The sequence below is a fragment of the Metapseudomonas resinovorans DSM 21078 genome (genome assembly GCF_000423545.1).
In the GTDB taxonomy this organism is placed as follows: Bacteria; Pseudomonadota; Gammaproteobacteria; order Pseudomonadales; family Pseudomonadaceae; genus Metapseudomonas; species Metapseudomonas resinovorans.
Genome location: NZ_AUIE01000028.1, coordinates 45,770 through 70,736, shown reverse-complemented (window position 1 = coordinate 70,736; position 24,967 = coordinate 45,770). Strand labels below are relative to the sequence as shown.

General features: G+C 64.5%; 20 protein-coding genes. 15 read left to right on the top strand and 5 right to left on the bottom strand.

Translation table 11 applies throughout. The annotated features are described in order from the left end of the window. Positions 1 to 231: 231 nt before the first annotated feature. Positions 232 to 1,635 carry a glutamate--ammonia ligase gene (gene glnA / locus G559_RS0119505; RefSeq protein WP_028629861.1) on the bottom strand — a complete coding sequence of 468 codons (1,404 nt, stop codon included), beginning with the start codon at positions 1,633 to 1,635 and terminating at the stop codon, positions 232 to 234. A gap of 332 nt (positions 1,636 to 1,967) precedes the next feature. Between glnA and thiI the strand changes: the two genes are divergently transcribed. The 4 genes from thiI (at position 1,968) to G559_RS0119485 (ending at position 6,593) form a co-directional block, all read left to right on the top strand. Then, positions 1,968 to 3,422, top strand: a complete 1,455-nt coding sequence (thiI, locus tag G559_RS0119500) for a tRNA uracil 4-sulfurtransferase ThiI (RefSeq protein ID WP_028629860.1) — start codon at positions 1,968 to 1,970, stop codon at positions 3,420 to 3,422. 129 nt (positions 3,423 to 3,551) lie between these two features. Further along, positions 3,552 to 5,369 carry a translational GTPase TypA gene (typA, locus tag G559_RS0119495; protein ID WP_028629859.1) on the top strand — a complete coding sequence of 606 codons (1,818 nt, stop codon included), beginning with the start codon at positions 3,552 to 3,554 and terminating at the stop codon, positions 5,367 to 5,369. A 295-nt stretch (positions 5,370 to 5,664) separates the two neighbouring features. Further along, positions 5,665 to 5,997 carry a hypothetical protein gene (locus G559_RS31125; protein ID WP_028629858.1) on the top strand — a complete coding sequence of 111 codons (333 nt, stop codon included), beginning with the start codon at positions 5,665 to 5,667 and terminating at the stop codon, positions 5,995 to 5,997. Further along, entirely contained in the window at positions 5,994 to 6,593 is a 600-nt protein-coding gene (locus G559_RS0119485; protein ID WP_028629857.1) for a hypothetical protein, read from the top strand. The genes G559_RS31125 and G559_RS0119485 overlap by 4 nt, the downstream gene beginning before the upstream one ends. A 139-nt stretch (positions 6,594 to 6,732) precedes the next feature. Here the strand turns inward: G559_RS0119485 and G559_RS29110 are convergent, their stop codons facing one another. Both G559_RS29110 and G559_RS0119475 read right to left on the bottom strand, forming a co-directional pair. Beyond that, on the bottom strand, positions 6,733 to 8,490 hold the full coding sequence (locus tag G559_RS29110; RefSeq protein WP_051246792.1) for a carboxylesterase/lipase family protein: 1,758 nt from the start codon (positions 8,488 to 8,490) through the stop codon (positions 6,733 to 6,735). Between the two features lie 200 nt (positions 8,491 to 8,690). Beyond that, complete coding sequence (locus G559_RS0119475) at positions 8,691 to 9,140, bottom strand: BRO-N domain-containing protein (protein ID WP_028629856.1); 450 nt, start codon at positions 9,138 to 9,140, stop codon at positions 8,691 to 8,693. Positions 9,141 to 9,685: 545 nt separating this feature from the next. Between G559_RS0119475 and G559_RS0119470 the strand changes: the two genes are divergently transcribed. Both G559_RS0119470 and G559_RS0119465 read left to right on the top strand, forming a co-directional pair. Further along, positions 9,686 to 10,600, top strand: a complete 915-nt coding sequence (locus G559_RS0119470; protein ID WP_028629855.1) for a DUF808 domain-containing protein — start codon at positions 9,686 to 9,688, stop codon at positions 10,598 to 10,600. Between the two features lie 278 nt (positions 10,601 to 10,878). Beyond that, entirely contained in the window at positions 10,879 to 11,808 is a 930-nt protein-coding gene (locus G559_RS0119465) for an ion channel (RefSeq protein ID WP_028629854.1), read from the top strand. A 16-nt stretch (positions 11,809 to 11,824) separates the two neighbouring features. Here G559_RS0119465 and G559_RS0119460 read toward each other — a convergent pair whose 3' ends face one another. Beyond that, the gene (locus G559_RS0119460; RefSeq protein ID WP_028629853.1) at positions 11,825 to 12,220 is read right to left on the bottom strand and encodes a YkgJ family cysteine cluster protein; all 396 of its coding nucleotides are present in this window, start codon (positions 12,218 to 12,220) and stop codon (positions 11,825 to 11,827) included. Positions 12,221 to 12,486: 266 nt separating this feature from the next. Between G559_RS0119460 and G559_RS0119455 the strand changes: the two genes are divergently transcribed. From G559_RS0119455 to G559_RS0119425, 7 genes are all read left to right on the top strand, one after another. Beyond that, positions 12,487 to 16,083 carry a DUF2339 domain-containing protein gene (locus G559_RS0119455; protein ID WP_028629852.1) on the top strand — a complete coding sequence of 1,199 codons (3,597 nt, stop codon included), beginning with the start codon at positions 12,487 to 12,489 and terminating at the stop codon, positions 16,081 to 16,083. After that, complete coding sequence (locus tag G559_RS0119450; protein WP_051246789.1) at positions 16,080 to 17,462, top strand: DUF3999 domain-containing protein; 1,383 nt, start codon at positions 16,080 to 16,082, stop codon at positions 17,460 to 17,462. The genes G559_RS0119455 and G559_RS0119450 overlap by 4 nt, the downstream gene beginning before the upstream one ends. A 172-nt stretch (positions 17,463 to 17,634) precedes the next feature. After that, positions 17,635 to 19,284 (top strand): histidine kinase N-terminal 7TM domain-containing diguanylate cyclase, encoded by a 1,650-nt coding sequence (locus tag G559_RS0119445; protein ID WP_028629850.1) that lies wholly within the window; start codon positions 17,635 to 17,637, stop codon positions 19,282 to 19,284. 155 nt (positions 19,285 to 19,439) lie between these two features. After that, complete coding sequence (locus G559_RS0119440) at positions 19,440 to 20,450, top strand: class 1 fructose-bisphosphatase (RefSeq protein WP_028629849.1); 1,011 nt, start codon at positions 19,440 to 19,442, stop codon at positions 20,448 to 20,450. 3 nt (positions 20,451 to 20,453) lie between these two features. Further along, a complete protein-coding gene (locus tag G559_RS0119435) occupies positions 20,454 to 21,053 on the top strand; it encodes a DUF924 family protein (RefSeq protein WP_028629848.1) in 600 nt (199 codons plus the stop codon). 68 nt (positions 21,054 to 21,121) lie between these two features. Then, positions 21,122 to 21,376 carry an outer membrane protein assembly factor BamE domain-containing protein gene (gene bamE, locus G559_RS0119430; protein ID WP_028629847.1) on the top strand — a complete coding sequence of 85 codons (255 nt, stop codon included), beginning with the start codon at positions 21,122 to 21,124 and terminating at the stop codon, positions 21,374 to 21,376. A 32-nt stretch (positions 21,377 to 21,408) separates the two neighbouring features. Next, positions 21,409 to 21,942 carry a lipocalin family protein gene (locus G559_RS0119425; protein WP_036997598.1) on the top strand — a complete coding sequence of 178 codons (534 nt, stop codon included), beginning with the start codon at positions 21,409 to 21,411 and terminating at the stop codon, positions 21,940 to 21,942. Between the two features lie 27 nt (positions 21,943 to 21,969). Here the strand turns inward: G559_RS0119425 and G559_RS0119420 are convergent, their stop codons facing one another. Then, positions 21,970 to 23,334 carry a formimidoylglutamate deiminase gene (locus G559_RS0119420; protein ID WP_028629845.1) on the bottom strand — a complete coding sequence of 455 codons (1,365 nt, stop codon included), beginning with the start codon at positions 23,332 to 23,334 and terminating at the stop codon, positions 21,970 to 21,972. 193 nt (positions 23,335 to 23,527) lie between these two features. Between G559_RS0119420 and hutC the strand changes: the two genes are divergently transcribed. Both hutC and G559_RS0119410 read left to right on the top strand, forming a co-directional pair. Continuing rightward, complete coding sequence (gene hutC / locus G559_RS0119415; protein WP_028629844.1) at positions 23,528 to 24,283, top strand: histidine utilization repressor; 756 nt, start codon at positions 23,528 to 23,530, stop codon at positions 24,281 to 24,283. Continuing rightward, positions 24,280 to 24,879, top strand: a complete 600-nt coding sequence (locus G559_RS0119410; protein WP_028629843.1) for a HutD/Ves family protein — start codon at positions 24,280 to 24,282, stop codon at positions 24,877 to 24,879. Before hutC ends, G559_RS0119410 begins: the two co-directional genes overlap by 4 nt. Positions 24,880 to 24,967: the final 88 nt, after the last annotated feature.

Here is a 24,967-nt window from a genome sequence, read left to right as displayed (position 1 = left end):
GTTGGGTTTCGCTGCGCTCTACGCCAACCTACCGCACGGTCACACTCTTGGTTCAGCGCGTAGGTTGGGTAGAGGTACGAAACCCAACAAAGCGGACTTTCGGGTCGCGTGTATGCCGGGCCGCGCCGCCAATCGTTGGGTTTCGCTGCGCTCTACGCCAACCTACCGCAAATAAAAAAGGCCTCCCGAAGGAGGCCTCTCAATCATGCCGCTTGCGCGGTCACAACTGGATCAGACGCTGTAGTACAGGTCGTATTCCAGCGGGTGCACGAAGGTGCGCACCTTGATTTCTTCTTCGCTCTTCAGCTCGATGTAGGCATCGATGAAGTCGTCGCTGAACACGCCGCCCTTGGTCAGGAACGCACGGCCCTTGTCCAGTTCTTCCAGCGCCTCTTTCAGGCTGCCGCAAACCTGCGGGATTTCCTTGGCCTCTTCCGGCGGCAGGTCATACAGGTTCTTGTCAGCGGCATCGCCGGGGTGAATCTTGTTCTGGATGCCGTCCAGACCGGCCATCAGCAGAGCTGCGAAGCACAGGTAGGGGTTGGCAGCCGGGTCCGGGAAGCGCGCTTCGATACGGCGGGCTTTCGGGCTGTTCACGTACGGGATGCGGATCGAGGCGGAACGGTTGCGGGCGGAGTAGGCCAGCATGACCGGGGCTTCGAAGCCCGGGACCAGACGCTTGTAGGAGTTGGTCGACGGGTTGGTGAAGCCGTTCAGGGCCTTACCGTGCTTGATGATGCCGCCGATGAAGTACAGGGCGGTATCGGACAGGCCGGCATAGCCTTCGCCAGCGAAGGTGTTCTTGCCATCTTTGGAGATGGACATGTGAACGTGCATGCCCGAACCGTTGTCGCCGTACAGCGGCTTCGGCATGAAGGTCACGGTCTTGCCGTAAGCGTCAGCCACGTTGTGCACGCAGTACTTCAGGGTCTGAACTTCGTCAGCCTTGGCAACCAGGGTGTTGAACTTCACACCGATTTCGTTCTGGCCGGCAGTCGCCACTTCGTGGTGGTGAACTTCTACCACCAGGCCCATTTCTTCCAGGGCGTTGCACATGGCGGTGCGGATTTCGTGGTCGTGGTCGACCGGCGGTACCGGGAAGTAGCCGCCTTTGACGCCCGGACGGTGGCCTTTGTTGCCGCCCTCGATGTCAGCATCGGTGTTCCAGGAAGCCTGCTCGGAGAAGATCTTGAACATGGAACCGGAGATGTCGGACTTGAACTTCACTTCGTCGAAGATGAAGAACTCCGGCTCCGGGCCTACGAATACGGTGTCACCGATACCGGTGGTCTTGAGGAACTCCTCGGCGCGGCGGGCGATGGCGCGCGGGTCGCGGTCGTAGCCTTGCATGGTGCTCGGCTCGATGATGTCGCAGACCAGAATCAGGGTCGGCTCTTCGGTGAAGGGGTCCAGGACGGCGGTGGCGTCGTCCGGCAGCAGGATCATGTCGGAAGCTTCGATGCCTTTCCAACCTTCGATGGAGGAACCGTCGAACATCTTGCCGTGCTCGAAGAATTCGTCATCGGCGTCACGGGCCGGCATGGTCACGTGCTGCTGCTTGCCTTTGGTATCGGTGAAGCGCAGATCAATCCACTTCACGTCGTGTTCTTTAATCAGTTGAAGCGACTTCGACATGTTGTCCTCCAGGTGGTCGGGGGCAGAAACCTTGCCTCCCAAGAAATTCGGGGTGAAGCCGGAGCGGGATAGTCCGCCAGGGCGACCTGCCTCACAAGGGAGCAAATTGCGTGCCAGTGCCCTGGAATGGGCAAGGGCCCCAAAACTCACGGCTGGCGGGGGCTTCGCTCCGATTGTGCACAGTTTTGCGCACTGTTTTTGTGCCTGCCATGGTGCGCGTGTTCCATTTTGGTGCGTTGCGAGCTTTGCTGAATGATTTTGGTCAAAGCTTGAACAATTTCCGCTATAATCCGCGCCCCTCTTTTTCGGCCGCTGCCCTCGCGCTGTTTTTCATGAAACTCATCGTCAAAGTCTTCCCGGAAATCACCATCAAGAGCCGGCCGGTGCGCAAGCATTTCATCCGCCAGCTCTCGAAGAACATCCGCGCGGTCCTGAAAGACCTGGACCCGGAGCTCGAGGTGACCGGCGTTTGGGACAACCTTGAAGTCCAGACTCGCCAGACCGAGCCGAAGCTCCTGCGCGAAATGATCGAGCGGCTGACGTGCGTCCCCGGCATCACCCACTTCCTTGAAGTGCACGAGTACCCGCTGGGCGACTTCGACGATGTGCTGGAGAAGTGCAAGCTGCACTACGCCGACCTGATTCCCGGCAAGATCTTCGCCGTGCGCTGCAAACGTGCGGGCAAGCATGAGTTCACTTCCATGGAGCTGGAGCGCCACGTCGGCAGCCGCCTGCGCCAGGAGTGCAACGCGGCCGGCATCTCCCTGAAGAACCCGGAAGTGGAAGTGCGGATGGAAGTGCGCGACCAGCGCCTGTTCGTCATCCACCACCAGCACGACGGCATCGGCGGCTACCCGCTGGGCTCGCTGGAGCAGACCCTGGTGCTGATGTCCGGCGGTTTCGACTCCACCGTCGCCGCGTACCAGATGATGCGCCGCGGCCTGATGACCCACTTCTGCTTCTTCAACCTCGGCGGCCGTGCCCACGAACTGGGCGTGATGGAAGTGGCCCACTACCTGTGGGAAAAATTCGGCCGTTCCCAGCGCGTGCTGTTCATCAGCGTGCCCTTCGAGGAAGTGGTCGGCGAAATCCTCAGCAAGGTCGACAACAGCCAGATGGGCGTCGTGCTCAAGCGCATGATGCTGCGCGCGTCCACCCACATGGCGCGCAAGCTGACCCTGGACGCGCTGGTCACCGGTGAAGCCATTTCCCAGGTATCCAGCCAGACCCTGCCGAACCTCTCGGTGATCGACTCGGCCACCGACATGCTGGTGCTGCGCCCGCTGATCGCCAGCCACAAACAGGACATCATCGACACCGCCAACCGCATCGGCACCGCCGAGTTCGCCAAGCACATGCCCGAATACTGCGGCGTGATCTCGGTGAACCCGACGACCAAGGCCAAGGCCAGCCGTATCGAATACGAAGAAGCGCAGTTCGACATGGCCATCCTCGAGCGCGCCCTGGAACGTGCGCGCCTGGTGCCCATCGACCGGGTGATCGACGAGCTTGGCCAGGACGTGGCCGTGGAAGAAGTGCGTGAAGTGCTGCCAGGGCAGATCGTCCTCGACATCCGCCACCCCGATGCCCAGGAAGACGATCCGCTGGAGCTGCCTGGCATCGAAGTGCAGCCCCTGCCGTTCTATGCGATCAACAACCGCTTCAAGGAACTGGACGCCAACCGCCAGTACCTCCTGTATTGCGACAAGGGTGTGATGAGTCGTCTGCATGCCCATCACCTGCTCAGCGAGGGACACGCCAATGTGCGCGTTTATCGCCCGGCCTAAACAGCCCGGGCTGTTTGGCGGCAGCATCCGCCATCGCCCTCCCGACCATCGGGCCGCCTGATACGCCGTTAGTTCATATCAGCCGCTTAGACTTCGCGGCACACCGAATCCACTGATCGAGATACAAACGTGATCGAAAAACTCCGCAACATCGCCATCATCGCCCACGTCGACCATGGCAAGACCACCCTGGTGGACAAGCTCCTGAAGCTGTCCGGCACCCTCGACCGCAAAGAAGCGGAAAGCGAGCGCGTGATGGACTCCAACGACCAGGAAAAAGAGCGCGGCATTACCATCCTGGCGAAGAACACCGCCATCAAGTGGAACGGCTACAACATCAACATCGTTGACACCCCCGGCCACGCCGACTTCGGCGGTGAGGTTGAGCGCGTGATGTCCATGGTCGACTCCGTACTGCTGGTGGTCGACGCCCAGGACGGCCCCATGCCGCAGACCCGCTTCGTGACCCAGAAGGCGTTCAAGGCCGGCCTGCGTCCGATCGTGGTGGTGAACAAGATCGACCGTCCGGGCGCGCGTCCTGACTGGGTCATTGACCAGATCTTCGACCTGTTCGATAACCTCGGCGCCACCGACGAGCAGCTGGACTTCCCGATCGTCTACGCCAGTGCCCTGAACGGCATCGCCGGCATGGACCACGAGAAGATGGACGACAACATGGACGCCCTGTTCCAGGCCATCATCGACCACGTGCCGGTACCGGACGTAGACGTCGACGGCCCGTTCCAGATGCAGATTTCCCAGCTGGACTACAACAGCTTCCTCGGCGTGATCGGCATCGGCCGCATCGCCCGTGGCCGCATCAAGTCCAACACCCAGGTAGTCGCCATCAGCGACGACGGCACCAAGCGCAACGGCCGTATCCTGAAGATCATGGGCCACTCCGGCCTGCAGCGCGTAGAAGTGGCTGAAGCCGAAGCCGGTGACATCGTTTGCGTCAGCGGCATGGAAGAGCTGTTCATCTCCGACACCCTGTGCGACCCGCAGAACGTCGAAGCGCGTCCGCCGCTGACCGTTGACCAGCCGACCGTGAGCATGACCTTCCAGGTCAACGACTCGCCGTTCGCCGGCAAGGAAGGCAAGTTCGTCACCAGCCGCAACATCAAGGACCGTCTGGACAAGGAACTGCTGCACAACGTGGCCCTGCGCGTTGAAGCCGGCGAATCCGCCGAGAAGTTCAAGGTCTCCGGCCGTGGCGAGCTGCACCTCTCCGTACTGATCGAAACCATGCGCCGCGAAGGCTTCGAGATGGCCGTCGGCCGTCCGGAAGTGGTGATCATCGAGAAGGACGGCGAGAAGCAGGAGCCCTACGAGAACGTCACCATCGACATCGAAGAGCAGCACCAGGGCTCCGTGATGGAGCAGATGGGCCTTCGCAAAGGCGATCTGACCAACATGATCCCCGACGGCAAGGGCCGCGTTCGCCTGGAATACACCATCCCGGCGCGTGGCCTGATCGGCTTCCGTAACAACTTCCTGACCCTGACCTCGGGTACCGGCATCCTGACCTCGACCTTCAGCCACTACGGCCCGATCAAGGCCGGCGAAGTCAGCAACCGTCAGAACGGCGTACTGGTCTCCATGGCCACCGGCACCGCACTGACCTACTCGCTGGAAACCCTGCAGAGCCGCGGCAAGCTGTTCCTCGCCCCGGGCGACGAGATCTACGAAGGCCAACTGTGCGGCATCAACAGCCGTGACAACGACCTGGTGATCAACCCCACCAAGGGCAAGAAGCTCGACAACATGCGCGCTTCCGGCAAGGACGAGGTCATTGCCCTGGTTCCGCCGATCAAGTTCACCCTGGAACAGGCGCTGGAATTCATCGCCGACGACGAGTTGGTGGAAGTGACGCCGAAGTCCATCCGCCTGCGCAAGAAAATGCTGAACGAGAACGACCGCAAGCGCTACGAGCGCACCAAGGTCTAACTCGACCCGCTGCTGAAAACGCCCCCGCCGGCCCTGCCTGCGGGGGCGTTTTCGTTTGGGGCTAGGGCGGCCCTCTGCTCGTTTCAGTCTTCATGCACTCGCTTCGTGCCGTCTCGCGTCGTGCGCACCCGTCAGGGGTGCGGGTCAGACATGCCGAGGCCCTGTTCAGGGCTTCATACAGTCAATCAGGAAATTTCCAGCGACCTGATCAGGGTTCGCTGGCATACCGCACCGGCTCAGTTGTTTTCAATGGCGCCCTTTCCATTCCCGGCCCATTGCCAAGGAACTGCCCAGCGTGCGTCCCCTGAAATTGGATGTCGTAGTACTCAGTCTGTTCATGGTCGGCGCCCACTGCCTGGCCAGCGCCGATGTGTCCCCCGGCGATCGCGACCTGATCCGCGACCGCCAGGAGCGCCTGCTGCAGGAGCAGCAGAAGCGGCTGGAGGAACTGCAACAGCTTCCAGGCAAAGCTGTGGAAGCCGCGCCGCCCGCCCCAGTCGAAGAGGGCCGCTGCTTCGAAATACGCCGCATCGACCTGAAAAAAGCGTGTTCTATAGCCTGCCCCATGGTTGGTGGGTCTTCAGTTACAGCTACAGCCATCAATCCATGGAGCAAAATCGACAAATGAAACGAAACTACCTGCTCGTGCTTGCACTGGCCCTTCTGGCCGGATGTGCTGCCCCTAACAAGTTCCAGTCGTACGACTACAAGGACGGGCAGGAATACCCCTACGTGTCGGTTGTAGTGAACGACGGCTATGTCTATCAGGACACCAGTTGTGGCCAGTACGGCTGCAGTACCTACACCGACGAGTCGCACCTGTATGTGCTGAACAGACTGCGCGAGTCGGGGAAGTTTGAACGGGTGGATATCAACAATGGACTGGCGCAGCACAAGCTGGTTGTCAGCTTCGAGCGGGAGAGCCTGGGCAATGCGGGCGTGGACTTCGGGAAGTTGATGCTAGGGGCCGCAACGCTGTTCCTGTTGCCCATGCCTTACGACTACCGTTACCAGGCGAAGTTTTCTCTGATGGATGGGAACGATCTGGTCAAGGAATATACCTATCGCCGTGACTCGAACGAGTTAGCTTTCCTGTTCATCCAGGTGCAGAGCGCCAAGCACAACGCCATCAAGTCGATCGTCGACAACTTCCTCCATGATCTGGAGAAGGACGGAGCCCTGAACGCCAGGGTAAAGGCCGAACCGTCCAGCGCAGCCTTGTAAGAACCGGCAAGGAGCGCGACGACATGGGAAAAGGCGGGCTGGGATAAGAGGACAGATTTGTATGGCGCTTACTTAGGGCTAAAAAGCCCCCGCCGGACCGATCCAGCGGGGGCTTTTTGTTGGGCGTCTTTTTTATGGATTACTGGTAGGCCACCCCCGCATCCTCCAGCTGCACCTGCTGTCCCGTCATCACATCCAGCACCTTCTGTCGGTCGTCCGTGCCGAGTTGATCGAGCGCGCTGTTCACGTCCGATAGCCAGACGTCGTGTGAGCTGGTTTTCACCGTGTTATCGAGGATCAGGCGCTTCTGGAAGACCCAGAAGTTCGACCAGTCGTACCACTCGGGCAGGCCGTCGAAGGCCTTGTTCGGGTTGCCGGTGCGCATGAACTGGGACGCGTACTGGGTGAACTTGTTGGATAGGGCGGTGCGTTGGCTCTGGTTGCTGCTGGTGCTGATGAAGCGCAGCAGGTCCTGTTGCGGTGCCACGGGGAAGTTGCCGAAGAGGAAGGGTAGGTCCATGCCGTGCACGGCGCCGAAGGCTTCTTGCCAGGGTGCTGGCGAGTCGTCCCAGTCGAAGTTGTAGCGGTAGATGCTGCCTTGCAGTAGCCGCAGGTAGCGGCAGATGTTGTCCACCGTCAGGTCCACGCCCAGGCTCAGGGCGCGGTGCACCGGGCGGTAGGTGGAGTAGAGCTCCGGCTTGACGATGTCGGTGATGGCGAGGCTGGCGGGGTTCTGGTTGTTGACCATGTCCCACATCTGCGCGTGGTCGGGCTTGTAGTAGCTGAGCAGTTCGCCGGCGAAGTAGGTGCCTTCGTCCTTGGTGGTGCCGAGGATCATTGGCACCTTGTGGTAACCGCCAGCGATGAGGTCAACGTAGCCAGCCCAGGGGATCACGTGGCCGTCGGTGAAGTGCCCCATCACCACGGGCGTTGGCGTGTGGCGCACGATGTCGGCCGCCGGCAGCCCTCGTAGGAAGCTGCGCACCCAGGCCGGGCCCTGGCTTGTCCGGAAGGCCGCGGCTTGCAGCTTGTCGCTGGCATAGCCCTTCTCGATCAGCAGGTCGTCGATCATGCCGTTGGATTGCACCTCGCCCAGGGCCTTGGGATAGGCGTTGGGCAGGCCCGACATGCAGATCATGCGGTCCACCAGCGAATCTGCCAGTGGCGATTGCAGCAGCCCCCAGGCGTTGATGCAGCCGGCGGACTGTCCGGCGATGGTGACGCTGTTGGGGTTGCCGCCGAACTGGGCGATGTTGTCGCGCACCCACTCCAGGCCTTTGATCAGGTCCAGGGTGACGTAGTTGCCGGAGTCGTCCTTGGCGTTGCCTTCGTGCAGGGCAGCGTTGTACAGCCAGCCCAGGCTGCCGAGGCGGTAGTTCACCGTCACCACCACGGCGTTGGCATTGCGGGCGAAGTTGGCGCCGTTGTAGAGCAGTTCCGAGCTGGCGCCCTTGAGGTTGGAGCCGCCGTGAATCCAGAACAGCACGGGCAGGTTGCTTTCCGTGCTCTTCGGGCGCCAGACGTTGAGGTAGAGGCAATCTTCCGAGCCTATTGGCTGGCCGAAGGTGGCCGGGTCGGGTGCGCCGAAGAAGCTGCCCAGCTGCGGGCAAATGCTGGCGAACTGGCCCGAAGGACGCACACCGTTCCAGGTCGCGGGATCCCGCGGCGCCTTCCAGCGCAACTCGCCCACAGGCGGCGCCGCATAAGGAATGGCGCGCCAGGATTGAGTGTTATTGACATCGGCCACGCCCTGCACCTGAGCGCCGCCCAGGGAGGTGATCGAGCGTGTGAGGGACTGGTTGTCGGCGGCCTGGCTGACGGGGGCCAGGAAGGAAAGCAGGAGCAGGGAACCGCCTAGCAGACGGCCCGGGAAACGCAGCTTTGCGATCGAATTCATTGTTGTTATCTCGATTCGAGCCACAGGAATGGCGGGGTGCGTTCCGTGGGTTTGCCCCCGCCGCGTGTCCACCCGAGTCCAACTGCGTATTGGGACTCGGGTGCCAGTACTAGTCATGCCGGGCGGGCTGGTCAAACACGCTCAGGCCACAAACCGCCGACCGGTTGGTCACCTGCCGAACCGCACCCACACGCGGGGCGTCAGGGCATTTCGTAGCGCGGTGCCTGCTCCCATGGCATCCAGAGTTCGCCCTGCCACTCCAGCAGCATCAGCCGCCGGGCTTGCCAGGTCATCAGCACCCGCCGGGGGTGGAAGTAGCCTTCGGCGTGCTGGTCGCGCAGGGTGGGGATGACTTCGCGGGTGAGCCATTCATCCAGTTGCTGGCATTCGGGGTGGCCGAAGCGGATCAGGGCCTTGTAGAGGCCGGCTTCGTTGATGACGTGGATTTCTTCTTCATGGCCGTTGGCGTAGCGGATGGGGACCCGGCGTGCCTCGAAGGGCCGCAAGCGGCGATGCAGGGATTGCGGGTGATGCAGGCCAAGCAGGCGGGCGAAGTCGTAGGCGGAGAACCAGGGTTGATTGTCGATCATCACGCCGCGCAGGGGGCGGTTGTGACGGGTGAAGAAGGTGGGGATGGATGCGTCATGCATGGCGTTGCTCCGTTTGCGGGTTAAGTCCGCCGCCCTCCGTCGCTAAGCGAAGGGTGGCGAATCGCGCGGGGTTAGCGAACCGGGCAAACGGGGCCGGCAGACCGCAGGGGTCTCCCCACGCGATCCGCCATTGTGTGATGCAGCCTGGATAACTGCATGCGAGCCGGTGCCTACCAGAAACGTCCGCCGTTTCTCGTATGCGCCGTAGGCGCTATCGCGCCGTTTGCTTCAGGTCGCTAAACCCGGTCGCGGGCTCGGCCGCGACCCGGGCACGTTAGGGAGGGGGAGGGGAGCGAACAAGTCGCCGGAGAGCGTTTGGGAAATTTCTGAGTGTTGTTCAGTCGCGTCGCTTACGTGTCGGTGGTGATGAACGACGGCAATGTCTATCAGGACACCAGTTGTGGCCAGTACGGCTCGGCATCGTCAGCGTCAGGCGTGAACCGACTGGCAGAAAAGCGCCGCCGGGTTGACCGGCGGGGCGTTTTTGTCTGTAGTGCGCCTTCGCCGAACCAAGGCGCCCCGTTTCCCCTCTGCAAGGACACACCATGGCCGGAGCCAGCCTGCTGACCCTGATCGACGACATCGCGACCCTGCTCGATGACGTCTCGGTAATGACTAAAGTCGCCGCGAAGAAGACCGCCGGGGTCCTGGGCGATGACCTGGCGCTGAACGCCCAGCAGGTCAGCGGCGTGCGCGCCGATCGCGAGCTGCCGGTGGTCTGGGCGGTGGCCAAGGGGTCGATGGTGAACAAGGCCATCCTGGTACCGGCGGCCCTGCTGATCAGCGCTTTCGCACCCTGGGCGGTGATTCCGCTGCTGATGCTCGGGGGTGCGTTTCTCTGCTTCGAAGGTTTCGAGAAGCTGGCGCACAAGTGGTTGCACAGCCACGAAGAGGACGAGCAGGCCCATGCGGCCTTGACCGAAGCCGTGGCCAATCCCGAAGTCGACCTGGTGGCCATGGAGAAGGACAAGATCAAGGGGGCCATCCGTACCGACTTCATCCTGTCCGCCGAGATCATCGTCATTACCCTGGGCACGGTGTCTGCTGCTCCCTTCGGTACCCAAGTGGCAGTGCTTGCAGGCATTGCATTGATCATGACGGTGGGTGTGTATGGCCTGGTGGCGGGCATCGTGAAACTGGACGACCTGGGCTTCTATCTGGTTCGTCAGGCCAGCTCCGCGGCCCAGGCCATTGGACGAGCCATCCTCGTTGCCGCCCCCTGGATGATGAAAGGGCTGTCGGTGCTGGGCACTGCCGCCATGTTCCTGGTGGGTGGCAGCATCATCCTCCACGGCATTCCCGCCGCCCATCACCTGCTGGAGCCGGTGCTGGCGGCGTTTGGCGGCTTCGCCTGGCTGGTGCAGATACTGGTCGATGGTCTGGCGGGCATCGCCTCAGGCGCCCTGGTGCTGGCCGGGGTGAGCCTGGTGAAAAAGCTGCTGTCGGCCGTGAAGCGTTGAACTGCTGACTGTATGTATGGGGCCTTGGGGCAACTGCGCCGCCCTTGGCGATTGAATTGGCTATGTCTGCGTTAGCTGTTGCGAGAAATTGACCATCCGGCCAAGAGCCTTGTAGGAGCTGGCTTGCCAGCGAAACGGGTCCATTCGCTGGCAAGCCAGCTCCTACGGGCAATGCAGACATAGCCATTGAAATCGGCCCCACAGTGTGTCGCCGCTGATGCGGCGCGATTTCGGGGGCTTTGGGCTAGGCTGAAAATCCGTACCCCGGGTTTGCCAATATGCTCGACATCCCCCCTGAGGACGACTTCTGGCGGGATGCCAAGCAGGACAAATCGGACGCGCCCGAACTCACTCCGGCACTCGAGGCGCGGGCACGCAGTGGCGCGCCGATGCGGGGTTTTTGCCTGAAGAAGTGCCAGCTGGCTGGCCTCGATCTGGTGCACCGTGGCAGCGCTGTCGGCTATGACTTGTCCGGCAGCGATCTCTACCGAGCCGACCTGCGCGGTGCGCACCTGTTTGCGATCAACTTGCGCGGCGCTTCTCTGATGAAGGCCGACCTGCGTGATGCCAACCTGCATTGCGCGGACCTGCGCGATGCCAATCTACTGGGGGTGAAGCTCGACGGCGCACGCCTGGACAACGTGGTGTGGGGCGAGCAGGTGCAGCAGGAACGTCAGGCGCGTGCGGCACGCAAGGCCGGGCAGCGGGAGCTGATGTTCGATCTGTTGCAGCAGGCCGAAGAGGTCTATCGCAACCTGCGCCTCCATCTGGAGCAGGCCGGGTTGTTCGAGCAGGCGGGGCGCTTCTTTTATCGCGAGATGGTCATGCGCCGGCTGCAGATGCCGCGCTGGTCCGGGCATCGCTTTTTCTCGTGGATGGTCGATCTGTTTTGCGGTTACGGCGAGCAGCCGTTGCGGGTGGTGCTGTTTTCGGTGGGCTTCATGCTGATTTTCGCCCTGCTCTATTTTCTGGTGGGCGTCTACCACGGCGACGTGCGGCTGGCCTTCTCCCCGGACCAGGACGTACTGACCAACCTGATGGAGCTGGCGGCCTGCATGTACTTCAGCGTGGTGACCTTCACCACCCTCGGTTATGGCGACATCGCGCCGCTGGGCCTGTCGCGGCCATTGGCGGCTTTCGAGGCGTTTGTCGGCAGCTTCACCATGGCGCTGTTCGTGGTGGTCTTCGTGAAGAAGATGACCCGCTAGCGCCAGAGTCCGGGGTTCAGTCCTTCGGCTTGAAGGCGCAGTAGCCCGGGCGCGGACCGATGCGCGGGTGGTTGCGGCAGGTTTCCGGGCGCTTGTCGTAGACGGTGCACAGACGGCTCTTGCGGTCGAGGAAGTAGCAGTCGTTGTTGCCCATGCGAGTGAGGGTGAAGATGCCGGACTTCTGGTTGAAGCGCTCCACCACGCCGTCCTTCATCAGCCGTTTCGCAATGTTCTTCGGCGGTTCGCCTCGCTCGAACTCGGCGACCAGCTCCAGGCGGATCAGGTCGCTCAGACGCGTTTCGACCGGCATGGTGCAGCAGCTGGAGGCGCAGGCGTGGCACATGGTCTTTTCGTATTTGATCCAGGTGTCCGTCCGGTCAAGGTCGGCACCGACGATCATCATGGTCTTCATGGTCGGCGAACAGGCTAGGGGAGAAGGGCGGGCATCATAGCGATGTCGGTGAAAAAGTGAACAGTTTCCCGTCGGGGAACGCGAAATTTCCCTTTGTCTCACCAGATTTGTGTCGATATCGCGCGGGGCTGTAGGAATCTTCTGTGTCCGTGAGCCAGGACTCAGGCGTCTCTATTGGGTCGACACCCGTTCTCCTGTAGCGTCGGGCCGGTCGCGGCTGCGATGGATGCGGCCCCAATGTGCACAATCATCCGAGAAAACGCTGCATGCAATGGATCTTCATGCTGGTTGGTCTGGCCTTCGGCGCCGGGATTGATGAAAGCGTTACGGGTGCCCTGCTCGGCGGCCTGATAGGCCTGGGGTTGGGCCAGGCCATTCGCCTCCAGGGGTTGGCGCGGGAGAACGCCGAGTTGCGCAAGGCGCAGGCCAGCTTCGCCGCCCGTTTCGACAAAGGCACCCAAGCCATCCATGAGCGCCTGCTCAAGGTGGAGCAGGGCAAAGCGCAGCCGGCTGCAGAGGCGCCACCTCCTGTTACCCAGCCTGAGGTGGCTCCGGCTGAGCGCGCGCCCGAGGCGGTGCCCGACGACGATTCCGAGCTGATCTGGGAGTTGCCTGCCGAGGTGCTGGCGGAACCGGTTGCCGCTGCGGAGCCGAAGCCCGCGCCAGCGGCTGCCCCGCCCGCCGATGCCTGGGGCCGTGAAGCGCGCCCCAGCGCTCCCCGCCAGGCCCCTCCGAGTCCGCCCAAACCCCGCGAACCCTCGCTGCTCGAGCGGGGTTTTGCCGCGGCGCGCAATTGGCTGTTCGGCGGCAATACCGTGTTGCGCGTCGGGGTGGTGCTGCTCTTCCTGGGCCTGGCCTTCCTGCTGCGCTATGCCACTGAAGGCATGGTTGTTCCCATCGAACTGCGCTATGCCGGGGTGGCCCTGGCGGCTATTGCCTTGCTCGGCCTTGGCTGGTGGCTACGCCGACGCAATCCGAACTACGGGCTGATGCTCCAGGGCGCCGGTATTGCCGTGCTCTACCTGACGGTGTTCGCCGCCATGCGCCTGCATCCGCTGCTGGACCCGACGATGGCCTTCGGCCTGCTGGTGGCGGTCACCCTGTTCTCCGCCATCCTCGCCGTGGCCCAGGATGCACTCGGCCTGGCCGCCGCTGCAGCCCTGGGCGGTTTCGCCGCGCCGATCCTCACCTCCAGTGGCAGCGGCAACCATGTGGCGCTCTTCAGCTACTTCGCACTGCTCAACGCGGGCATCTTCGCGATTGCCTGGTTCAAGGCCTGGCGGCTGCTCAATCTGATCGGTTTCGTCGGGACCTTCGGCATCGGCTTTGCCTGGGGCCTGCGCTCGTACCGTCCGGAGCTCTTCGCCAGCACCGAGCCCTTCCTGGTGTTGTTCTTCCTGATGTACGTGGGCATCGGCCTGCTGTTCGCCCGGCGCAAGCTGGCGGATGCGGCGGACGCGCCCGAAGAGCGTGGCGAACTACTGCGCTGGTCGGCACGTCAGGGCGATACGGTGGACGGCACCGTGCTGTTTGGTCCGCCTATCATCGGTTTCGGCCTGCAGGTGGCGTTGATCCGCCATATCGAGTTCGGCGCCGCCTTCAGTGCCCTCGCCCTGGGGCTGTTCTACATCGTCCTGGCACGAGTCCTTGCCGGCCGCACGGCTGGCCGCGCGCTGCTGCTGGTGGAAACCTGCCTGGCGCTGGGCGTGGTGTTCGGCAGCCTGGCGATTCCGCTGGGGCTGGATGCCCGCTGGACGTCTGCCGCCTGGGCGGTGGAGGGCGCCGGGATCTACTGGCTTGGCCTGCGCCAGGGCCGGCCCTTGGCGCGGGCGTTCGCCTTGCTGCTGCAGGTTGGCGCGGCCCTGGCCTTCCTGGGCGGGTTGCGTGACGGGGGCGATGCCATGCTGGACGGCTCGCCCCTGGGGGCCTTGATGCTGGGTGCGGCGCTGCTGTTCGTGTTCTGGCAGCTGCGCCGGGCACCCGTTGAGGCCGCCACCGAGCTGGAACGCCGCTGCCTGCCAGCGCTGGCCTGCGCCGGCCTGGCATTCCTTTACCTGATGGCGCCGCTTGCGCTTGCCGCCCAAGGCACGGCCATCGCCTGGGCCCTGGCCGGTCTGGCGACGCTCTTTGTTGGGCTGCGGCTGGGGTCGCGCACCTTCCTGTTCAGTGCGTTCGCGGTGCAGTTGCTCGGCGGGGCGATCTTCCTCTTCGATCTGGATGGCACGGGCCTGGGCAGCGGCAATGTGCAGGGCTGGCGTGGGCTGATGGTGGCGTCGCTGATCGGCCTGGCGCTGATCGCCGGGATGCTGCTGACGGCACGCCACCCGCTGGCGCGCAGTGATGCGCGGCTGCTCCGCGGTCTGTCGCTGGTGCTATTGGCAGGATTGGCCTTCGTCAACCTGGCGGTGCTGTTCGTCCTGCCCTGGCGCACGGCAGGTGCGGTCTGGGCGGGCAGTGGGCTGTTGATCCTCTGGCTCAGCCTCTATCTGCAGCAACGCGCGGCATTCTGGTTCGGCCTGTTCTTGCAGTTGCTGGCGGGCATGAGCTTCCTCGCGGTCAGCCCGCTGCTGTTGGGCGAGCTGAGTGGCGAAGGCTTGCGGCCGCTGGCCCATGCCGGCTTCTGGACGCCAGCGGTGCTGGCCATGGCGGCCTTTATCGGGGCTTGGCGCCTGCAGCGCGTGGCGCGTGTCGACGCGGCCATGGCGGGGCTCAGCCTGGCGCACCTGGCGCAGTTGCTGCTGGCCTGGAGCGCCGGCTGGTGGGCGCTGGCTTGGCTGGCGGAAATCGGCCGCTTCGTGGAGCCCGGGATGCAGGTGCCGCTGGCATTGCTACTGGCCGCCGCCAGCGTGGCCTTCACCACCTGGCTGGCAGGGCGTGAGCAGTGGCGCGCGCTGGCCTTGCTTTGCCTGGTACTGGCTCCAGCGGGGTTGGTGGCGCTGGCGGTTGCCTGGGCGCCGCAGTATCACCCGGCGGCGCAGCTTGGCTGGGCCGGCTGGAGTGCGCTGTTCGTGGTTCACCTGCTGACGCTGCGGCGGCTCGACGGTCTGTTGCCGGCCGGTGCGCGCGGTGCCGCCCATGTGTTGGGTTGCTGGTTGCTGCTCGGCGTGCTGGCGCTGGAGCTGCGTTACCTGCTGATGCTGATGTCCGAGCAGTACAACGCCTGGCGATGGCTGGGCTGGGCGCTGTTGCCGAGCGCCTGGCTGCTGCTGGTAGCGCTGCGACCGCGCCTGCCGTGGCCGGTCGCCGCCTACCCACAGGAGTACCGCCTTTGGGCATCGCTACCGCTGGCGCTGCTGATGCTCGCCTGGTTCTGGATCGCCAACGCCTGGAGCGATGGCGCTGCCGAACCGCTGCCCTACCTGCCGCTGCTCAACCCGCTGGAACTGGGGCTGCTGTTCGCGCTGCTCGGCGTTTGCCTCTGGCTGCGTGATTGCCTGCCGCAGTTCGGCCTGATCACGCTGCCGGCCTGGCTTGCGCAAGGGGTGGCCGGCGTGTCGCTGTTTGCCCTGGCCACCGCGGCGGTGTTCCGCTGCGCCCACCATTGGGGCGGTGTGCCGTACCAGTTGGAGGCGCAGCTCGACTCGATGCTGGTGCAGGCCGGACTCTCCATCGTCTGGACCAGCATTGCCCTTGGCCTGATGGTCGGCGGACACCTGCGTGCCCGCCGTGAACTCTGGCTGGTAGGCGCGGCGCTGATCGCGCTGGTGGTGGCCAAGCTGTTCTTCGTCGAACTGGGCAATCGCGGTGGCCTGGAGCGCATCGTGTCCTTCATTGGCGTCGGCGTCCTGCTGCTGGTCGTCGGCTACTTCGCGCCCCTGCCGCCCAGGCGCGCGGAACCTGAACAGGAGCGGGTCAACGCATGATCGGGCTCTCTAGTCTGCGCCGCCCAGGCCTGGCCCTGCTGGCCGGCCTGGGATTGCTCTGCCAGCCACTGCTTGCCGCTGTGCAGCCAGACGACTTCACCACCCGCGTTGAGTTGCGACTTGATGGCGAAGGCCCCTGGTATCGCATGGACCTGCCCATGCCGCTGCACTTCGCCGCTCGCCATGCGGACCTGCGCGATCTGCGGGTGTTCAACGCCGAAGGCGAGGCTCTGGCCTACGCCCTGACCCGCAGCAGCGCCAGCGAGCAACGCGCCCGCCATGAACATGCGTTGCGCAGGTTCCCTCTGCGCGGTCCGGCCGAAGGGGCAGGTCTGCCCAGTGTGCGGGTCGAGCGCAGCACCACCGGCACCGTGGTGCAGGTGGTAGCGGACGGCCCGGCTTCGGCGGGTGAGCAGCTGCGTGGCTGGCTGCTGGACGCCAGCGGCGTGCAGGCGCCCCTGGAAAAGCTGAACCTGGACTGGAACGCCGACGGCGAGGGCTTCCAGCGTTTCAGCATCGAGGCCAGCGATGACTTACAGCATTGGGAGTCCTGGGGGGATGGCCAGGTGGCCCGGCTGTCCTTCGCAGACCAGCGCATCGACCAGCGAGAAGTCTCTCTGCCCGGACGTTCGGCGCGCTATCTGCGGCTGATCTGGCAGAGCCCGCAGCAGGCACCAGAGCTGACGGCCGCGACCGTGGTGAGCGCCAGCCGGCAGAGCCTGCCGGCAACCATGGCCTGGTCTGCTCCGTTGGAGCCGATCAGCAGCAAAGATGGCCAATATGTCTGGGACTTGCCGCTGGGGCTGCCCATCGAGCGTCTGCGTATTGCCGTAGAACGGCCTGGCAGCCTGTTGCCGGTGCAGGTGGAGGCCCGTCGCGACGGTGCCCCGCAATGGCAGCCGTTGACGTCCGGCGTGCTCTACCGACTGCCCCAGGACGGCAAGGAGGTGGCCCGGGAGGAGCTGGATCTGCCGGGCTGGATGGCGGTCAAGCAACTGCGCCTGACGGTGGACCCGCGTGCCGGTGGCTTCGGCCAGCAGGTGCCGCGCCTGGAGGTGGGCATGCACGCGACCCAGGTGGTGTTCCTCGCCCGAGGCAACCCGCCGTTCATGCTGGCCCTGGGCAATCTCGAAGCGAGCCGCACGGAACTGCCCCTGGCTACGCTGGTGCCGGGTTTCGACCGTTCCAGCCTGGCGAAGATGGGGCAGGCCGACGCGGTGGCACTACCGCCGCAAACTGGCGTGCATCCGGCGGAGCGGCAGACCGCAGGGCAGATCGTCTGGAAGCGTGTCGGGCTCTGGGCGGTGTTGCTGCTGGGCGTTGGTCTGTTGGGCGCCATGGCCTTCAGCCTGTTGCGACGGCCAACGGCGCGATCCTGAGTATCGACGGAAGACCCTACGGTAGTAGTGGCTTTTTGATGTATCTTTGTTCTGTGTTTTCTGGGGCGGCAACCTGCCGTCCCAATGCCAGGTCAGGACGGCCAGTGCTCAGCTTTCAGCAGTTCTCTCCAGATTCCGCCTCGCCGCTTGCCGCGCTCCTCGGAGCCTGGCGATGAACGCCTGCCTGGCCAGTGGCTGGAGCCTCAACGGTCCGGTGGCGCTGACCATCGCCGTTGGGCTGGGGGTCATGCTCATGGCGCGCTGGGTCAGCCGCCAGCGCCATTTCCCCGGCCGCGAAAGCTTTATCGTCCTGCACTTCGGGATTTGCTGGTGGCTGGCCGCCGCAGGTCTGGAACTGGCCGCGCAGGGCCCGCAGTGCAAGGTGTTCTGGGCCAGCATGGCGTGGCCCGGCATCATCGGCGTGCCAACGTTCTGGGCCGTCTTCCTCTGGCAGTACGTCAACAGCATCCGTGAACCTTTGAGCCTGCGCGGCTTCCTGCTGCTGGGCATCGGCCCGCTGGTGGCTTCCGGCATGGCGTTGAGCAATCCCTGGCATCAGCTGTACTACGGACCCGGCACCCTGCCGGTGGACGACTTACCCGGCGCGGCGATCCGCTATGACCATGGCCCGCTGTTCAATGCCGTGGCCATCTACGTCTATGTCTTCATGGTTTTCTGCCTGGCCGTGGTGACCCGTGCGGCCCTGGCCAGCCATGGCCTCCATCGGCGGCATTATCTGGCCTTCGTGCTGGTTACCTGCGTGCCCTGGGGCGCCAACCTGAGCTATGTGGTCTACGGCTGGACGCTGTTCGGCTTCGACCCCACGCCCTTCAGCTTCGCCTTCACCCTGGTGGCGTTTGCCTGCCTGATTCTCGGCGTGCGCCTGTTCGATATGTTGCCGGTGGCGCGTCACCTGCTGCTCGAGGAGTTGCCCGACCCGGTGCTGGTGGTCGACCCCAGGCGTCGGGTGATCGACGCCAATCCCGCCGCCCTGGCGCTGGCCGGGCAGCCAGCGGCCTGGCAGGGCATGGTGCTGGCCAAATGGCCGGTGTACGGCGTGGAGCTGGAGGCAATGCTGACGGCCGGGGAGAGGGAGATGTTGCTGGTTCCGGCCAGTTCCTCGCGCTATTTCGAAGTGCGTTCCCGTGATATCGAGCGGGTTACCCGGGGTGGCACCTTCATCCTCGGGCAGATGCTCTACCTGCGCGACATCACCGAGCGCCATTGCAGCGAACTCAAGCTGGCCGAGGCGCTCGCCACCAGCGAGGAGCGCCTGCGTACCATCACGCGCCTGCACGAACAATTGCAGGAGCAGGCCCTGCGCGACCCGTTGACCGGCCTGTACAACCGCCGCCATCTGGGTGAGCTGTTCGCCCGCGAGCTTGCCCGCAGCCAGCGCGAACGTACGCCCATCGCCCTGGCGCTGATTGACCTCGACCATTTCAAGCAGCTCAACGACCGTCATGGCCACCTGGTCGGCGACGACGTGCTGCGTGCGGTGGCCATCCACCTGACCGGCAACCTGCGTGGCAGTGATGCGGTGTTCCGCATTGGTGGCGAGGAGTTCCTGTTGTTGCTGCCCGGTGCCACGGGCGAGGAGGCTTTCGCCCGGCTGCAGGTGCTCTGCCAGGCGCTGGCCGGCCAGCCGCTGCCTACCCGCGAGGGGCCGCTGTCGGTGACCCTGTCCGCCGGGCTGGCGGTCTGGCCAGTCCAGGGGCAGACGCTGGAAGAGCTGATGCAGGTGGCCGATGCCGGCCTCTACGAGGCCAAGCGCAACGGCCGTAACCAGGTGTGGAGGATGGCGGCGCCTGCTGCAGGCTGACCGCGGAACCCGTCGAAATCCTTGTCGTCAGATGAATCCATAGCCCTTGCGGGCTGCCGCCGCAGGCCGTTTCAGCACCTTCCATCCCGCTGAGAGGCATTGCGAATCGAGTCGCGCTAAACTGCGCGCATTTTTCCACCCTCCGGAGCCATTCCATGTCCCGCGTTACCCTGAGTCGCTACCTGATCGAGCAGACCAGAAGCCACAACACCCCTGCCGATCTGCGCTTCCTCATCGAGGTTGTCGCGCGCGCCTGTAAGGAAATCAGCCATGCGGTGTCCAAGGGCGCGCTGGGCGGCGTGCTCGGCAGCATGGGCACCGAGAACGTGCAGGGCGAGGTGCAGAAGAAGCTGGACGTGATGTCCAACGAGATTCTGCTGGAAGCCAACGAGTGGGGCGGCCACCTGGCCGGCATGGCCTCCGAGGAAATGGACAACGCCTACCAGATCCCCGGCAAATACCCGAAGGGTGCCTACCTGCTGGTGTTCGACCCGCTGGACGGCTCCTCCAACATCGACGTCAACGTGTCGGTGGGCACCATCTTCTCGGTACTGCGTTGCCCCGACCAGCACCTCTCGCAGAACGACAGCCTCAACGAGCAGGCTTTCCTCCAGCCGGGTTCCCAGCAGGTCGCCGCCGGTTACGCCATCTACGGCCCGCAGACCATGCTGATGCTGACCCTGGGCGATGGCGTGAAGGGCTTCACCCTGGACCGCGAACTGGGTTCCTTCGTGCTCACCCACGACAACATCCGTGTACCGGAAACCACCGCCGAGTTCGCCATCAACATGTCCAATGAGCGTCACTGGGAAGAGCCGGTGAAGCGCTACGTCGGCGAGATGCTGGCCGGCAAGGAAGGCCCGCTGAGCAAGAACTACAACATGCGCTGGATCGCCTCCATGGTGGCCGACGTGCACCGCATCCTCACGCGCGGCGGCATCTTCATGTACCCCTGGGACGCCCGTGAGCCGGAGAAGCCCGGCAAGCTGCGCCTGATGTACGAGGCCAACCCGATGTCCTTCATCATCGAGCAGGCCGGCGGCGCCTCCACCGATGGCCGCCAGCGCATCCTCGAGATCCAGCCGACCTCCCTGCACCAGCGCGTGCCGGTCTTCCTCGGTTCCAAGGAAGAAGTCGCCCGCGTCACCGGTTACCACCAGGAGTAACCCGTGCAGCCCTGGCAGCCGTTGCTCGACTGGTGGTTCGGCCCCGAGGCCTCCGCCAGCCAGACCGCCGCGGCGCGCCAGGGGCTCTGGTTCGGCAAGAAAGACCATCAGGATGCCGAAGCCCGCGAGCGCTTCGGCGACCTGGTCGAACAGGCCCTGGCCGGCGAACTTGCCGACTGGGCCGAGCAGCCGGATGGCTGGCTGGCGCTGGTGCTCCTGCTGGACCAGTTGCCGCGCATGATCTTTCGCAATAGCCCGCGCGGTTTCGCCGGCGACGCGCGCGCCCAGGCACTGGTGGCCGACGGCCTGGCCCGTGGCCTGGAGCGGTACCTCGTGCCGATCCGTCAGGTGTTCATCTACCTGGTGCTGGAGCACGCCGAAGACCTGGCCAGCCAGGAGCGCGCCCTCTATCGCTATCGCCTTTTGCTCGACGGCGTCGACCTAGCGGACAGATCACTGTTCGAAGGCTTCCTCGATTTCTCCGAGCGCCACCGGGTGGTCATCGCCCGCTTCGGTCGCTTCCCCCATCGCAACGCCGTCCTCGGACGATCATCCAGCGCTGAAGAATCCGCTTTCCTGCTGGAACCCGGCTCACGCTTCTAGGCTCAAATGGGGCAGTCTCGCGACCGCTGTGCCAAGCTTGTCGCGTCCCATCCGCCAAGGAGTGCTTCATGTCTCTGCGTACCCTCGCTCTTTTGTCCTGCTGCCTGGTGCTGGCCGCCTGCAACAAGCTCAACCAGGAAAACTATTCCAAGCTCAAGTCCGGCATGACCAAGGCCGAGGTCGAGATGCTGCTCGGCAGCCCGACCGAGTGCTCCGGTGCCGTGGGCCTGACCAGCTGCACCTGGGGTGACGAGAAGGCCTTCGTCAGCGTGCAGTACGCCGGTGACAAGGTGCTGATGTTCTCCGGCAAGGGGCTCAAGTGACGCGAACCGGCGTACTGCTGGCAGCCCTGCTGATGGCCGGCTGCGCCAGTCATCACGAGGCGCCGCCAGCACCGCGCACGGTGGCGGCGGTGGACCTGGAACGCTACCAGGGCACCTGGTACGAGCTGGCGCGGTTGCCAATGTTCTTCCAGCGCGGCTGCGCCCAGTCCGAGGCGCACTACCGGCTGCAGGACGACGGCCGCCTGGGCGTGCTGAACCGCTGCCGCACCCTGGACGGTGACTGGAAGGAAGCCCGTGGCAACGCCGTGCCCCAGGTGGAAGGACGTACCGACAAGCTGTGGGTGCGCTTCGATAACTGGTTCTCGCGGCTCTTTCCGGACGTTGCCAAGGGCGACTACTGGGTGCTGTACCTGGATGACGACTACCGCACCGCCGTGGTGGGCAATCCTGATCGCCGGTACCTCTGGCTGCTGTCGCGAACGCCGGTGGTTTCGGAGAAGACTCGCGAGCAGTTGCTGGAACGGGTGGAAGAGCAGGGCTATGACACCGACCTGCTGATCTGGCGCACGCCGGACAGTGCCCTCTCTCCCAGCCCCTCTCCCTGAAGAGGAGAGGGGTGAGGACGGCTCGGGCTAGCGCAGGACTTCCCGCAGTACCCCGGCAAAGGCCTTGGCCGTTTCCGCTTCCGCCGCATGTCGGCCCTCGCGCACTACCCAGTTCCCCGCCACCATCACATCACGCACCTGGCGGTCGCCGCCAGCGAACAGCCAGCGGTTGAGCAGGGCGTCACCGTCGGCGGTGGCGAGATAGGGGTCATCGCCGTCAAGCACGATCCAGTCGGCACGCTTGCCGACTTCCAGTGCGCCCACAGGCTGACCAAGGGCCTGGGCGCCACCGGCAAGGGCGGCATCGAACAGGGTGCGGCCGACCTGGGGCTGGTCGGCGCGGTACAAGCGGTTGCGGCGCTGGTCACGCAGGCGCTGGCCGTACTCCAGCCAGCGCAGTTCCTCCACCACGCTGACCGACACATGGCTATCGGAGCCGATGCCCAGGCGGCCGCCCTGGGCGAGGAAGTCCACCGCCGGGAAGATGCCATCGCCCAGGTTGGCTTCGGTGGTCAGGCAGAGGCCGGCTACCGCGCCGCTTGTGGCCATGGCCGCTACTTCTCCGGCTTCGGCATGGGTGGCGTGCACCAGGCACCAGCGTTCGTCCACCGGCGCATGCTCGTACAGCCATTGCAGTGGGCGTCGGCCACTCCAGGCCAGGCAGTCATCCACTTCCTTCTGCTGCTCGGCGATGTGGATATGAATGGGGCGAGCGCCCTGTTCCGCCGCCAGCACTGCGCTCAGTTGCTCGGGCGTGACCGCGCGCAGGGAGTGGAAGCACAGCCCCAGTTGTTGATTGGGTTGTCGGGCGATTTCGCCGCGCAGGCGCTCTTGCAGGGCCAGGTAGCTGTCGGTGCTGTGGATAAAGCGTCGTTGCCCGTCGTTGGGCGCCTGGCCACCGAAGCCTGCGTGGCTGTAGAGCACCGGTAGCAGGGTCAGGCCGATGCCGGCGTCGCGAGCGGCCTGACTGACCCGCAGGGACAGCTCGGCGGGGTCGGCATAGCGGCGGCCGTCAGCGTCATGGTGCACGTAGTGGAACTCGGCGACGCCGGTGTAGCCGGCCTTGAGCATTTCGATATAGAGCTGGCGGGCGATGACCTCCACCTGCTCCGGGTTGAGTCGGCCCACCAGCCGGTACATCAGGTCGCGCCAGGTCCAGAAGCTGTCGTTGGGGTTGCCCGCGACTTCGGCAAGCCCGGCCATGGCGCGTTGGAAGGCGTGGGAGTGCAGGTTCGGCATGCCCGCCAGCACGGGGCCCTGGAGGCGCTCGGCGCCTTCTGAGCTGGCATCGGTCAGGACCTGCTCGATCAGGCCGTTGATGGATACTTCGAGGCGGACGTTGCGAGCCCAGCCTTGCGGCAAGAGGGCGCGTTCGGCGAAGAATGCGGACATGGTGAGGGGCCCTGGCATGGGTGGTTTTATTTGTATATACATATACAGACGTTTGCGGGTAACGTAAACTCACGTCAGTCGCGCACTTGTCTGGAGTTGTCGATTCCGGTACATGCCGGGAGCGGGCACCCAGTTCCGGGCTCAGCCTGTTTTCCTTCCAGGGTCCTGCCTCTTCGCCGACAAGGAGATTCCCGTGCCCAGTTCACCCGTCGTCGCACCGTCCTCGCTGGCCGCCCAGATCGGGGAAGCTCCTGCACCCCTCTATGCCCGCGTCAAACAGATGATCAGCCAGCAGATCCAGAGCGGAGCCTGGCCACCGCACTACCGCGTGCCGTCCGAGAGCGAACTGGTCAATGAGCTGGGCTTCAGCCGCATGACCATCAACCGCGCGCTGCGCGAGCTGACCGCCGAAGGGTTGCTGGTGCGCATGCAGGGCGTGGGCACTTTCGTCGCCGAGCCCAAGGGCCAGTCGGCCCTGTTCGAAGTGCACAACATCGCCGAAGAGATCGCCGCACGCGGCCATCGCCACCACTGCGTGGTGGTCAGCCTGGTGGATGAAGTGGCCGGGCCCGAGCGTGCGATGGCGCTGGACCTGCGCGAAGGCCAACGGGTGTTCCACTCGCGCATCGTGCATTTCGAGAACGACGTGCCGGTGCAGATCGAAGACCGCTTCGTGAACCCCGCCGTCGCCCCTGATTACCTGAAGCAGGACTTCACCCGCCTGACGCCCTACGCCTATCTGTCCCAGGTGGCACCGCTGACCGAAGGCGAGCATGTGGTCGAAGCCATCCTGGCCGACGCCGATGAATGCAAGCTGCTGCAGATCGAGCGGGGCGAGCCCTGCCTGCTGATTCGCCGGCGCACCTGGTCCGGGCGCAATACCGTGACCAGCGCACGCCTGCTCTACCCCGGTTCCCGCTACCGCCTCGAAGGACGTTTCGGTTCATGACCCAATCCCGCCTGCTGCGCGCCGCCGATTACCCCCGTATGCCGTGGAAGAACGGCGCCGGTTCCACCCTGGAAATCGCCCGCGACGCAGGCGACGGTCTCGACGGCTTCGGCTGGCGCCTGTCCATCGCCGATGTCGGCGAGTCCGGCGGCTTCTCCGCCTTTACCGGCTACCAGCGGGTGATCACCGTGCTGGAAGGTGCCGGCATGCGCCTGGAAGTGGATGGGCAATGGTCCCGCACACTCACCGCCCTGGATGCGTTCGCTTTCGATGGCGGTAGCGCAGTGCGGTGCGAGCTGATCGACGGGCCGATCCGCGATTTCAACCTCATCTACTCGCCCACGCGTTACGCCGCACGTCTGCAATGGCTGCAGGTCGCGGGTGAGGCCGAATTCTTCTCGTCCGCCAGCCCCCTGTTGTTGTTCGCTGCCGAAGGCGGAGTGAGCCTTGCGCACGAAGGCCAGGTGTCAGCGGTCCTGGGTCGGCACGACTGCTTGCACCTGGAAAGCGCCGGCGCCCTGGCCGGGGTGAAGCTGAGCGGCACCGGCACGGTCTGCCTGATCGAGCTGATTCCCAAGCCGGCTCCAACTGCGTAGGGGCGAATTCATTCGCCAAGGGCAGCGCAGCTGCCCCCGAGAGCCTCCAACGGCAGGCCTTCGGCCTGCTTGGCGAATGAGTTCGCCC